The organism is Nocardioides proteolyticus, from assembly GCF_051280635.3.
Lineage (GTDB): Bacteria > Actinomycetota > Actinomycetes > Propionibacteriales > Nocardioidaceae > Nocardioides.
The window spans coordinates 47,077-57,809 of the sequence record NZ_JBNBPO030000027.1; the positions used below are offsets into that span (position 1 = coordinate 47,077).

Below are 10,733 nucleotides of genomic sequence, written 5' to 3' on the forward strand. Positions count from 1 at the left end.
TGCGTCGTGCCGAAACCCTCAGCCACCAGTCCGCCGCGAGCGCCACGCGCCGCGGACCCGGGCCTGGTGACCGCCTGGCGGGAGCTGCTCGGCCGGCACGCCGCGGTCAGCTGCGCGCTCGAGAACGCGCTCCAGGCCGACCACGGCATCGGGCTCAGCGAGTTCGAGACCCTCGACCGGCTTGTCGACGCCCAGTGCCCGGACTACCGGATGGCCCAGCTCGCCCAGGACATCCACCTGAGCCAGAGCGCGCTCTCGCGGGCCGTCGCCCGGCTCGAGCGGGAGGGCCTGGTACGCCGTACGGCCTGCATGGAGGACCGGCGCAGCGTGTTCGTCTGCCTCACCGACGCTGGCCGCCGGGTCCACGACGAGGCGCTGCCGACCCACCGCGACGTGCTCGCCCGCACCTGGGACGAGGGCACGGGCTGCGCCTGAGGCGTCAGCCGCAGCTGTCGCACACGCCGGTGGCGGGCAGCGCCATGAAACAGGTGGGGCAGATCGCCGTCACCGGCTCCGGCTTCGGCTCGGCCTTCGGCTTCCGGGGCGCAGCCGGGCGCTTGGGCTTCGCGGTGGGGACCACCGACTCCACCGGTGGCGGGGCCTCGACCACCGGCGGCACCCAGCCCGGCGGGTGCGGCTCGGTGATCCCGAAGCGGTCGAGGATCGCGCGTGCGGCGTCGGTCGGCTGGTGCTTGGGCCGGGTGACGATGTCGAACGGCGAGGACGCGCCCTCGAGGAAGGTCTGGGCGTCGGGCTTGAGCCGGTCGGGCAGCCGGCGGTGCCGCCAGCGCTGAGGGGTCTCGCCACGCTGGGTGATGGTGACCAGCTCCGGGCGGTCCCAGCAGACCAGGACCCAGTCGCCGCGGTGGCTGGTCGCCCACACGCCGATCGGCCGGTCGCCGGCCCGGGCGGCTGCGCGGAGCGCGATCCGCTCCGGGTTGGAGAACCGGCCGGTCACGTGGAGCACGCCGGGCAGCGGGCGCTCGACGTCGTACTGCTCGGAGTGGAGGGCCTCGACGACCTCGGCGAAGGGGTCGGCGGGCTCCTCGGGGTCCTCGACGGACGCGGGGCTCGCGGGGGGCTCGGCGGGCTCGGGCACGGCGTTGGTCTCCATCGGGGTCGACGCTATCTCGCCCGCCGCTCGACGCAGACCGCGGCCGTGCCTGCCGGCGACCTACCCGCCGTCGGTCGTGACCTGCACCCGGTCGGGGTAGAAGGCCAGGTGGCCGGCGATCTCCGGCACCGCGTCGTGCGGCCGCTCGTAGGACCAGACCGCGTCGGCGACGGTGCCGTCGGCGGTGCGGACGTGGTAGTAGGACGCGTCGCCCTTGTAGGGGCAGTAGCTCTGCGTCCCGCTCGGCTCGAGGGCCGCCACGTCGGCGTCCTCACGGGGCACGTAGAGCACCGGTGGGTACGACGCCTCGCGCAGCTCGAGTGCGCGGTCGGTCTCGGCGACGGTCCGGTCACCGGCGCGCACCCGCACGTGGCCCGCGTGCGGGGTCACCGTGATCGGGTGGTCGGGACCCGGCGCGAGGATGGGTCTGGCCATGTCCCGACCGTAGCCCCGACGGCGGCCCCGGCGGTAGCGCGGTCCCGCGCCGGCCCTGCTCAGGCCGCGGCGCTCGCCCGCTCCCGCTCGAGCGTCTGCTGCAGCTGCTCCAGCGGCATCGGACGGTGCAGCAGGTAGCCCTGCGCGTAGAGACCGGGCGCGCTGCCGATCGCGGCCAGCTGCGACTCCCGCTCGATCCCCTCGACCACGACGTCCAGGCCGAGGGCCCGACCCATGGTGGTGACCGAGCCGAGCAGGGCGCTTGCGCGGTCGTCGGAGTCGATCGCCTGCGCCAGCGACCCGTCGGCCTTCAGGATCCGGACGGGAAGGTCGGTCAGGTAGCTGATCGTCGAGAAGCCCACGCCGAAGTCGTCGATCGCGAACGCCACGCCGAGGTCGGCGATGGCGTGCATCGACGCGAGGAGCTCCGGGCCCATGTCGATCCCCTCGCGCTCGGTGATCTCCAGGACGAGGTCCGCGCCGTCCAGCGCGTGGGTCGCCTGGCGCACCCGGTCGACGTAGGCGGGGTCGCCCAGCTCCTGCGCGGAGACGTTGACGCCCACGGTGACCGGTCCGGGGACGGTGTTCCTGAGCAGCGCCGCGTCGGCCGTCGCCCTGGCGAGCACCAGCGCCCCGAGGTCGATGATCAGGCCCGCGTCCTCGGCCACGCCGATGAACAGGTCGGGCGGCACCGCGACCCCGCCCCGGTTCCACCGGGCCAGCGCCTCGACGCCGATGATCCGGCGGGTGTCGGTCGCCACCACCGGCTGGTAGACCACGTCGATCTCGTGATCGGCGATCGCTCGGCGCAGGTCCTCCACCATCAGCAGCCGCTCGAGGCGGGAGGCCCCGATCGCGTCCTCGTAGGGCACCAGGCGGTCCTTGCCGGAGGCCTTGGCGGCGTACATGGCGAGATCGGCCTTGCCGAGCAGGTCGGCGCCGTCATCGTGCCTGCCGGCGTAGGCGATGCCAGCGCTGGCGCTGAGCGGCACCGGCTGGCCGGCGACCGTGGCGCCCTGCCGCACCGCCGCGAGCACCCGTTCGCAGACCGCCTCCACGGCGGCCGGCTCGGCTTCCTCGAAGAGGATCGCGAACTCGTCGCCACCGAGCCGGGCCACGGTGTCCGCCTCCCTGACACAGCCACGCAGCCGGTCGGCCAGCTCCACCAGGACCTCGTCGCCCGCGCCGTGGCCGAACCGGTCGTTGACCGGCTTGAAGCCGTCCAGGTCGACGAACAGCAGCGCCACCTCGCCGTCGCACCGCCGGGCGCGGGCCAGGGCGTGGTCGACCCGGTCGAGCAGGATGCCCCGGTTGGGCAGGTCGGTCAGCGGGTCGTGGCGCGCCACGTGGACCATCTCGTCGGTGAGTGCCAGGCGGGCGAACGCGTCGGAGGTGACCGCCGCCAGGGTCTTGAGCGCCTGCTCGTCCGCGGCGACGGTGGAGCGCGCGCGCTCCAGGGCCTTCGCGACGATCCACAGCCGGGAGCCCCCGTCGTGGACCTGCGCCCCGATCTCCCCGTCGGCGGGCGGAGCGGTCCGCAGCGCGACACGCTGCGAGCCCAGCAGCTTGCGGGCGTCCTCCAGGAGCGCCCTCCCCACGGTCTCGCGCTCGGAGAGGGTCTGGGCCCGCACGGCGGCCTCGAACAGCACCGAGAGGCGGCGGGCGTTCTCCCGTCCGCGGGTGAGGGCACGGGTCGCCACCAGCAGCGTGGCCAGCGGGACGGCGAGCAGGATCAGCGTCCACGGCGCGGTGGACCGGTGGACGAGCGCACCCAGGTAGCCGAGCGTGTCGAACGGCACGAAGCAGCCCAGGACGAGCAGGGTCCCGGGCTGGAGCAGCTGGTCGCGCAGGGCGGTGGCGGCGTGGATCGCGACCGAGAAGGCGGAGAGGGCGAAGTCGGTCGCGAAGTAGACCGCTGCCGCGGCGCCGACCGCGGCGAGCTCGCGCGGGTCGCTCATCGCCTCGCCCCGCACCACGCCGTACGCGACGGCGGCGAGGCTGCCGGCCACGATGCCCACACCGATGTTGAACACCTTCGACCACGGGCGCTTGCCGGTCGTCAGCTGGGTCAGGATCACTCCGAGGGACCACACGACGACCGCGTCGTGCGCGTCGAGGGTGCAGAGCAGGAACATCAGGACGCAGGAGTCGAAGCCGACCTCCACCCCGCCGTCCCGGACGTCGATCACGACGGGGAACCGCGCGATCACCACGATCAGCGGCACGCCGAGCAGCACCACCGCGTTGACGTCGAGCCCGTCGCGCAGGGCGCCCACCAGGGCGTGCGCGAGCACGCTCAGACCGGCACCGAAGACGATCAGGTCGAACCACCAGCTGCGCGACGCGCGCAGTCGGTCAAGCAGGGCGCTCATGGAAGCTTCGTTCGTCGCAGCCGGCAGGATCCCTCCGAGTATCGGGGCCGGAGCGACGCGGTGCCGCGGATCCGGCGCATCATGGCCGATCGGCCCGGCCGCCTGGCCCATCCGGGCCATCCCGGATGGACGGGGACGATCGGGGTACCTCCGCAGCCATGACCACCGGCATCGACCTCGGTCGGCCGACGTCTGGCGACGTCATCGACCTGATCACCGACGACCACCGACGGATGGAGAAGCTGCTCTCCCAGCTGCGCGAGGGGACGGCCGACCGCGACGCCGTGCGCAAGGCGTTCGCGCACGTGCTGATCGCGCACAGCGAGGCGGAGGAGGAGCTCGTCTATCCGGTCCTGGCCCGCAAGAGCGACGACGTCGACCAGCACGACGTCCACCACGGCGAGGAGGAGCACGCCGAGGGCAACGAGGCGCTGCTGGCCGTGCTCGAGCTGAAGGGCACCGACACGGAGGCCTTCACCGACGCCGTGGAGCGGCTGAGCAACCTGATCGCCCACCACATCGCCGAGGAGGAGCTCACCATCCTCAAGCCGGCGCGCGAGGAGGTCGACGAGAAGGTCCGCCTCGACCTCGGCGAGAAGTGGTCCGCCCGCCGCAACGAGCTGGTCGACGACAACTGCGGCAGCACCGCCAACGTACGACGCATCGTCGACGAGGCGCAGAAGGCCGGCCTCCTGGACGGGGAGGAGGACTGATGCCCGCCCTGTCCCTGCGCTCGGTCCGCGACGTGGTGCTCCTGCTCGCCCTGCGCGGACGTACGCCCGTCGGCCGTGGACGTCTGCTTCCCGGCGAGCCCGGGTAGCCACGACCACCCACGAGGGAGGAGCGAGCATGGGCACCGCGTCCGAGACGCGACAGAGGCTGGCCGAGCTGCCCGAGGGCGACGTCGTACGGATCCTGCTGGAGCAGCACGTCCGTATCCGCGAGCTGTTCACCGAGGTGAAGGCCGCGGCCGGCGACCGCAAGCAGCAGCTCTTCGACGAGCTCCGGGCACTGCTCGCCGTGCACGAGACCGCCGAGGAGCTCGTGGTCCGGCCGATGACCACGGCCAGTGGCGCGCAGGAGGTCGCCGACGCCCGCAACGCGGAGGAGGCCGACGCCAACACGGCCTTGAAGACCCTGGAGGAGACCGACGTCAGCGACCGGGACTTCGACGTCCTGCTGGCTGCCTTCGAGGACGACGTGCTCCATCACGCGGAGGCGGAGGAGGCCGAGGAGTTCCCGGTGCTGCTCGACGCGTTCAACGAGGAGGCGCGGCGCCTGATGGGTCTCCAGGTCCGTGCGGCCGAGAAGGTGGCGCCCACCCACCCGCACCCGACCGCCGCCGGCTCCACGGCTCGGCAGCTGGTGATGGGGCCGTTCGCGTCGATCTGCGACCGGGCGAAGGACGCGATCAAGGCGGTCCGGGGTTAGGACGCCGGACCGGCGCTCGGCTCAGCAGCGGACGAGCTGGGCCCGGGTGGGGACGTAGGGCGTGACCCGCAGCCGCATCCCCGCCTCGGCGGGCGTGCGGCTGCCCTTGCGCCTGTTGCAGCGCTCGCAGGCGGCGACCGTGTTGAGCCACGACCAGCCGCCGCCCCGCGACTGGGGGAGGATGTGGTCGACCGTGGTGGCCCGGCCGTCGCAGTAGGCGCAGCGGTGTCGGTCGCGCAGCAGCACCGACCGGCGGGTGAAGCCCGCGGGCCGGTGCATCCACTGGGCGGCGACGTAGCGGACCAGCCGGATCACCTTCGGCCACGGGTGGGGACCGATCATCCGCACCTCGCCGGTCGGCGCCTGGTGCGCCTCCTCGACGGTGGCCACCTCGCGCCACAGCATCCGGACGGCGTGCTGGAAGGTGACGGTGCCGAGCGGCTCGTAGGAGGCGTTGAGCAGCGCGACCGCGGTGAAGGTCACGGCCACCACCTCCTCCCTGCACGGGGCCGAAGCTCAGGCTGCCCTCATTGTGCGCCGAAAGCGTCGCCGCCGACCAGCACTTCCGCCACGGCTCCCAGTGCGTGGTCATCGGACTCCAGCCACGACACGTCGCCCAGCTCGCGGGCGGACAGCCACCGCACCTCGTCGTGGTCGGCTCCCGCCGTCGGCTCCCCGGCGACCACCCGCGCCAGGAAGAGCCGCAGCTCGAGGGCGTCCGAGATCGGCCACGGCCGGCCGGCGTCGGAGACCTCGGCACCCACGACGACGGTGACCGCGAGCTCCTCCCGGAGCTCGCGCACGAGCGCATCGGCGGGCGCCTCGCCCGGCTCCACCTTGCCGCCGGGGAACTCCCACCGCCCGGCCAGGGACGCCGGGCGGGTGCGCCGCGCCGCGAGCACCTGCAGACCGGCGCCGCCGCCGGGCCCGCCCGCGGGGTGGGGGCGGACGATCACCGCGCCGACCACGGTGCGCGGGAGCTCGGGCGGCGGGGGCACCGGTCCAGTGTGTCGTGTTGGATGGACGCTGTGACGGAGAGACGTGGAACGCGCCGGCAGCGCCTCTTCGCGCGGTGGTACCCGACGGCGATGGAGCGGGCGGAGCGCGCGGGGCAGGCCGAGCTGCGCCGCCGGCACCTGTCCCGGGCGCGCGGTCGGACGCTCGACCTCGGCACGGGCAACGGGTTCTCGGTCCCGCACTACCCGCCGGACGTCACCGAGCTGGTGATGCTGGAGCCCAACCCCGTGCTGCGGGCCCAGCTCCAGCGTCGTACGTCGCAGATCCGGGCCCGGGCCTGGCGGATCGAGGACGGCGACGCCGGTGCCCTGCCGTTCGCGGACGACTCCTTCGACACCGTCGCCGCGGCGCTCGTCTTCTGCTCCCTCGACCACCCCGAGCGGGCCCTCGCGGAGGTCGCTCGGGTGCTCCGGCCCGGCGGGCGGTTCCTGTTCCACGAGCACGTCCGGGGCACCGGCCTGCTCCGCGTCCTGCACGAGGTGGCCACGCCCGTGCAGCGCCGGGTCGCCGACGGCTGTCGCCCCAACCGCGACTTTCTCGCCCTGCTGCGACGATCCCCGCTCCGGGTGACCGAGGTCGAGCACCTGCCGATGCCCGGCAGTGCCGGTCGGGTCACGCCGCTGGTCGTCGGGGTCGCGGAGCCGGCGGGTCAGACGATGCCGGCGGCCTCGCCCACGCGGCGGTAGGCCTCCGCCAGCGTCGTGACGGTCTCGTGGGCGTTGAGCCCACTCGGGTTGGGCACCACCCACAGCTCGGCGCCCGCGAGCCCGTCGGGTTGTCGACCGGGCACCGCCTTGGGCAGGCCGAACGCCGTGCGGTAGGCGGTGATGCCGGCGACGGCCACCACCGTCGGCCGCTCCCGCTCGACCAGCGCCGTGAGCCGGAGGCCGCCCTCGCGCAGCTCCTCGGCGGTCAGCTCGGACGCCTTCGCGGTCGCGCGCGGAGCGAGGTTGGTGATGCCGATCCCGCGCCCGCGCACCGCGTCGCGGTCGTCGTCGGTCATCCCGCCGGCTGGGTCGACCGGGCGGTCGATCACGCCGCCCAGCAGCAGGGCCGGCCAGAAGCGGTTGCCGGGGTGGGCGAAGTGGGTGCTCGTGGCGGCGGTCCAGAGGCCCGGGTTGATGCCCACGAAGAGCAGCCGCAGGGTGTGCTCGGGCTTCGTGGGGAGCAGGTCGGGCACCTCGGCGTCCCGGAACGACTCCAGCTCGGCTCGGGTGAAGGTACGGCGTGGCGCGGTCGGCACGCGACCGAGCCTGCCACGTCGACTGCGAGGATGAGGAGGTGGCGGCCGAGCCGGAGGAACCGTGGAACACCTTCGCCGAGGGGGACAACCTCGCCGTGCTCGCCACCCTCCCCGACTGCTCGTTCGACCTCGTCTACCTGGACCCGCCGTACAACACCGGCAACGACTTCGCCTACGTCGACGACTTCCGCGGTGAGCGCGGGGCGGGTGCGGCGGGGCGGCACGCGGCCTGGCTGGAGTTCATGCGTCCGCGGCTCGAGGCGGGGCGGCGGGTGATCGCCGACACCGGGGCGATCTTCGTCAGCATCGACGACCACGAGGTCGCCCACCTGCGGCTGCTGATGGACGAGGTGTTCGGGGAGGACAACCTCCTCGCGCAGCTGGTGGTGAACCTCAACCCGAAGGGCCGGCAGCTCGGGCGAGGCTTCGCCACGTCGCACGAGTACGTCCTCGCCTACGCCAAGGACGCCGCGCACTGTGTGGTCGACGCGTCGTCGGCGACCACCGTGGTGGCCACCGACTTCCCCCTGGTCGCCGCGGACGGCCGCAGCTACCGCCGGCTCCCGCTGCGCAACACGAACAAGAAGTTCAACCCGGTGACCGCGCCGACCCTGCACTTCGCGGTGTGGGGGTGCCCGGAGACTGGCCGGGTGGCGACCGAGCCGTTCCCCGGGGCCGTCGAGGTGAAGCCGGTCTTCGGTGACGGGGCGCCGGCGGTCTGGCGCTGGTCGCGTCCGCGGATCGACGCCCGGCCGGGTGACCTCGAGTGCCGGGTGGTCCGCGGCCCGGGCGGCGAGCGGGTCGACGTCTTCCAGCGTGACTGGCTCGACGTCGGCGCCGACGGCCGGGGGCGCCGCAAGAAGCTGCGCACGATCTGGCTGGCCGAGGAGATCGGCTCCACCGACACCGCGGTGGCGGAGCTGAAGGACCTGGTCGGGCACGTCTTCGAGTCGCCGAAGCCGACCGGCCTGGTGCGCCGCATCCTCGACACCATGCCGTCGGACTGCCGGGTGCTGGACTACTTCGCCGGCAGCGGCACGACCGGCCACGCCGTGGCCCTGGCCAACGCGGCCGACGGCGGGCGTCGTACCTGCCTGTCGGTGAACTGGCCCGAGCCCACCCGTCCGGGCAGCAACGCCGCGCTGGCGGGCTATGCGTCGGTCTCCGCGATCACCCGCGCCCGGCTGCAGGCCGTCGCCGAGCGGGTCGGCGGCGGCTTCCGCGAGCTGTGACCGCGCCGACGCCGCCGAGTGGTCAGGAGACGCCCGCCGCCTTCTCCAGGGCGGCCAGCTCGTCGTCGAGGAAGGTGAGCAGCCGCTGGAGCCGCGGGACCGTCCGGCGGCACCCGGTCAGGCCGAAGCCCATCTTGCCGTCGTAGGAGGCGCAGGTGATGTTGAGCGCCATGCCGTTGATCGGGATCGACAGCGGGTAGTTGCCGACCAGCCGCGCGCCGTTCCAGTAGTGGGGCGTGCGCGGGCCCGGGACGTTGCTGATGATCAGGTTGAACGGCGGCCGCACGACGCCCTGCATCTTCAGCATCGGTACGACGATCGACGGCGCCATGCCGACCGCGCTCATCGCGACGATCTGGGCCGGTGTCATCGACGAGAGCGCGTCCTTGCCGTCCTTCATCGACCGGTGGATGGCCCGCAGCCGGTCGGCCGGGTCGGGCAGGTCGGTGGCCAGCCGCACCATCACGGCCCCCACGGCGTTGCCCCCCTCGTCGGACGCCGTCGCGGCCTCCTTGGCCTTCAGCCCGACCGGCACCATCGAGACCAGCGACTGGTCCGGGAGCGCGTCGAGCTCGTCGAGGTAGGTGCGCATCGCGCCGCTGCACATGGCGAGCACGACGTCGTTGATCGTGGTGCCGGTGGCCTTCCCGATCGCGCGCATCCGCTCGACGGGCCAGTCCTGCGCGGCGAACCGCCGAGAGCCGGTGATCGACTGGTTGAAGATTGTGCGCGGCGCGGCCAGCGACACCGCGGACGTCTCGTTGCGCAGCCCCTTGCGGAGGGTGCGGACCAGGGCGAGCGGCATCCCGGCCGCCTCGGCGCTGACACCGAGCGCCGTACGCAGCGCGTCGGAGGGCAGGTCGGCCAGCGTCTTGGCCGCGGTGTTGACGGCCTCGACGGCCGTGCTGGGGAGCGACCCGCCGTGCTCGGCGTCGGAGGGCGGCTTGCGCCGGGCGGCGCCCTCGGCGAACGGCGCCGGCATGTTGCGGCGCTCGGGATCGGTGGTGAGCACGCTGGCCAGCAGCCGCATCGCCGAGATGCCGTCGACCAGCGCGTGGTGCACCTTGGTGTAGAGCGCGACCCGCCCGTCGGCGAGCCCCTCGATCACGTGCATCTCCCACAGCGGCCGCTCCCACGGCAGCCGCGTCGAGTGCAGTCGCCCGCACAGCTCGAGCAGCTCCCGGACGCGGCCGGGCTGGGGGAGGGCGCTGTGCCGGACGTGGTGCTCGATGTCGAACTGGCCGTCGTGCCGCCAGGTCGGCACGCCGCCGCTCCGCACCGACCGGTGCGGGTGCTTGAGGAACAGCGGCGCGATCCGCTCGGTGGCCAGCATCGACTCGTACATCCGGCGGGTGAAGTCCGGGCCCCCGTCGGCGGGGTTCTCGAAGAGCTGCAGGGCGCCCACGTGCATCGGCTGGCTGCGGCTCTCCGCCATCAGGAACGCGGTGGCGGTCGGGTCGACCAGGCTCGGGAGAGAGACCACGGGAGCACCTTTCTGCGCGGGTGGTCGATCCTCCCGCGTCGTGACCGCCGTCACAAGGACGTCTCAGGTTCGCCGGCGCGTCGGGTTTCGGACCCACCCAGGTGGGCAGGGCACCGGTGTGTGCCGCCAGCGACCGCCTTGGGTACGGTCGCGGTGGCCCGTGAGCCACCGATCGTGCATGGGGCGCGACGGCGCTGCGGAAAGGACTCGGCCGTGAGCGACTTCTCCACACCTCCGGGGTGGTACCCCGACGGCGACGGCTGGGAGCGCCGCTGGGACGGCACCGCGTGGACCGAGGAGCGGCGACGGATGGCCGGCCGGGCGCAGCCGACCGAGGTGCGCCCGGTCGCACCGCCGCCGGCTGCACCCCCGCCGGCCGCGCCGCCGCCGCAGAGCCCGCCGCCGG

13 protein-coding genes are annotated in these 10,733 nt (G+C 73.8%); 6 read left to right on the forward strand and 7 right to left on the reverse strand.

All coding sequences use genetic code 11. The features are described from left to right. The first annotated feature begins 6 nt into the window (after positions 1 to 6). Positions 7 to 435 (forward strand): MarR family winged helix-turn-helix transcriptional regulator, encoded by a 429-nt coding sequence (locus ACPOLA_RS15755; protein WP_435771433.1) that lies wholly within the window; start codon positions 7 to 9, stop codon positions 433 to 435. A gap of 4 nt (positions 436 to 439) precedes the next feature. On the opposite strand, the gene ACPOLA_RS15760 is transcribed toward ACPOLA_RS15755, so the two are convergent. Genes ACPOLA_RS15760 through ACPOLA_RS15770 form a run of 3 tightly spaced genes read right to left on the reverse strand, consistent with a single transcriptional unit; the run spans position 440 to position 3,921 of the window. Further along, complete coding sequence (locus ACPOLA_RS15760) at positions 440 to 1,114, reverse strand: hypothetical protein (protein ID WP_435771435.1); 675 nt, start codon at positions 1,112 to 1,114, stop codon at positions 440 to 442. A 60-nt stretch (positions 1,115 to 1,174) separates the two neighbouring features. Continuing rightward, on the reverse strand, positions 1,175 to 1,549 hold the full coding sequence (locus ACPOLA_RS15765) for a DUF427 domain-containing protein (RefSeq protein ID WP_435771436.1): 375 nt from the start codon (positions 1,547 to 1,549) through the stop codon (positions 1,175 to 1,177). 59 nt (positions 1,550 to 1,608) lie between these two features. Further along, positions 1,609 to 3,921, reverse strand: a complete 2,313-nt coding sequence (locus tag ACPOLA_RS15770; RefSeq protein WP_435771438.1) for a putative bifunctional diguanylate cyclase/phosphodiesterase — start codon at positions 3,919 to 3,921, stop codon at positions 1,609 to 1,611. 158 nt (positions 3,922 to 4,079) lie between these two features. Here ACPOLA_RS15770 and ACPOLA_RS15775 point away from each other — a divergent pair, with 158 nt between their 5' ends. Next, complete coding sequence (locus tag ACPOLA_RS15775; RefSeq protein WP_435771439.1) at positions 4,080 to 4,634, forward strand: hemerythrin domain-containing protein; 555 nt, start codon at positions 4,080 to 4,082, stop codon at positions 4,632 to 4,634. A gap of 136 nt (positions 4,635 to 4,770) precedes the next feature. Then, positions 4,771 to 5,352 carry a hemerythrin domain-containing protein gene (locus ACPOLA_RS15780; RefSeq protein ID WP_435771441.1) on the forward strand — a complete coding sequence of 194 codons (582 nt, stop codon included), beginning with the start codon at positions 4,771 to 4,773 and terminating at the stop codon, positions 5,350 to 5,352. 21 nt (positions 5,353 to 5,373) lie between these two features. Here ACPOLA_RS15780 and ACPOLA_RS15785 read toward each other — a convergent pair whose 3' ends face one another. After that, a complete protein-coding gene (locus ACPOLA_RS15785) occupies positions 5,374 to 5,835 on the reverse strand; it encodes an HNH endonuclease (protein ID WP_435771443.1) in 462 nt (153 codons plus the stop codon). Positions 5,836 to 5,879: 44 nt separating this feature from the next. Next, positions 5,880 to 6,350: a (deoxy)nucleoside triphosphate pyrophosphohydrolase gene (locus tag ACPOLA_RS15790; RefSeq protein ID WP_435771445.1), complete on the reverse strand. Its 471-nt coding sequence runs from the start codon at positions 6,348 to 6,350 to the stop codon at positions 5,880 to 5,882. A gap of 30 nt (positions 6,351 to 6,380) precedes the next feature. On the opposite strand from ACPOLA_RS15790, the gene ACPOLA_RS15795 reads away from it, so the two are divergent. Continuing rightward, the gene (locus tag ACPOLA_RS15795) at positions 6,381 to 7,055 is read left to right on the forward strand and encodes a class I SAM-dependent methyltransferase (RefSeq protein ID WP_435771446.1); all 675 of its coding nucleotides are present in this window, start codon (positions 6,381 to 6,383) and stop codon (positions 7,053 to 7,055) included. Here ACPOLA_RS15795 and ACPOLA_RS15800 read toward each other — a convergent pair. Continuing rightward, positions 7,019 to 7,612, reverse strand: coding sequence for a mismatch-specific DNA-glycosylase (locus ACPOLA_RS15800; protein ID WP_435771447.1), 594 nt, complete (start codon positions 7,610 to 7,612; stop codon positions 7,019 to 7,021). The two genes, ACPOLA_RS15795 and ACPOLA_RS15800, sit on opposite strands and share 37 nt — an antisense overlap. A gap of 38 nt (positions 7,613 to 7,650) precedes the next feature. Between ACPOLA_RS15800 and ACPOLA_RS15805 the strand changes: the two genes are divergently transcribed. Beyond that, complete coding sequence (locus ACPOLA_RS15805; protein ID WP_435771448.1) at positions 7,651 to 8,844, forward strand: site-specific DNA-methyltransferase; 1,194 nt, start codon at positions 7,651 to 7,653, stop codon at positions 8,842 to 8,844. A 22-nt stretch (positions 8,845 to 8,866) separates the two neighbouring features. Here the strand turns inward: ACPOLA_RS15805 and ACPOLA_RS15810 are convergent, their stop codons facing one another. After that, positions 8,867 to 10,327 carry a WS/DGAT/MGAT family O-acyltransferase gene (locus tag ACPOLA_RS15810; protein WP_435771450.1) on the reverse strand — a complete coding sequence of 487 codons (1,461 nt, stop codon included), beginning with the start codon at positions 10,325 to 10,327 and terminating at the stop codon, positions 8,867 to 8,869. Positions 10,328 to 10,540: 213 nt separating this feature from the next. Between ACPOLA_RS15810 and ACPOLA_RS15815 the strand changes: the two genes are divergently transcribed. Next, on the forward strand, positions 10,541 to 10,733 hold a 193-nt coding region (locus ACPOLA_RS15815; RefSeq protein ID WP_435771451.1), incomplete at its 3' end, for a hypothetical protein.

Bases quoted from the DNA above. Each gene is read 5' to 3' on its own strand.
- ACPOLA_RS15775 (WP_435771439.1), top strand. From the start codon at position 4,080: ATGACCACCGGCATCGACCTCGGTCGGCCGACGTCTGGCGACGTCATC.
- ACPOLA_RS15770 (WP_435771438.1), bottom strand. From the start codon at position 3,921: ATGAGCGCCCTGCTTGACCGACTGCGCGCGTCGCGCAGCTGGTGGTTC.
- ACPOLA_RS15780 (WP_435771441.1), top strand. From the start codon at position 4,771: ATGGGCACCGCGTCCGAGACGCGACAGAGGCTGGCCGAGCTGCCCGAG.
- ACPOLA_RS15765 (WP_435771436.1), bottom strand. From the start codon at position 1,549: ATGGCCAGACCCATCCTCGCGCCGGGTCCCGACCACCCGATCACGGTG.
- ACPOLA_RS15760 (WP_435771435.1), bottom strand. From the start codon at position 1,114: ATGGAGACCAACGCCGTGCCCGAGCCCGCCGAGCCCCCCGCGAGCCCC.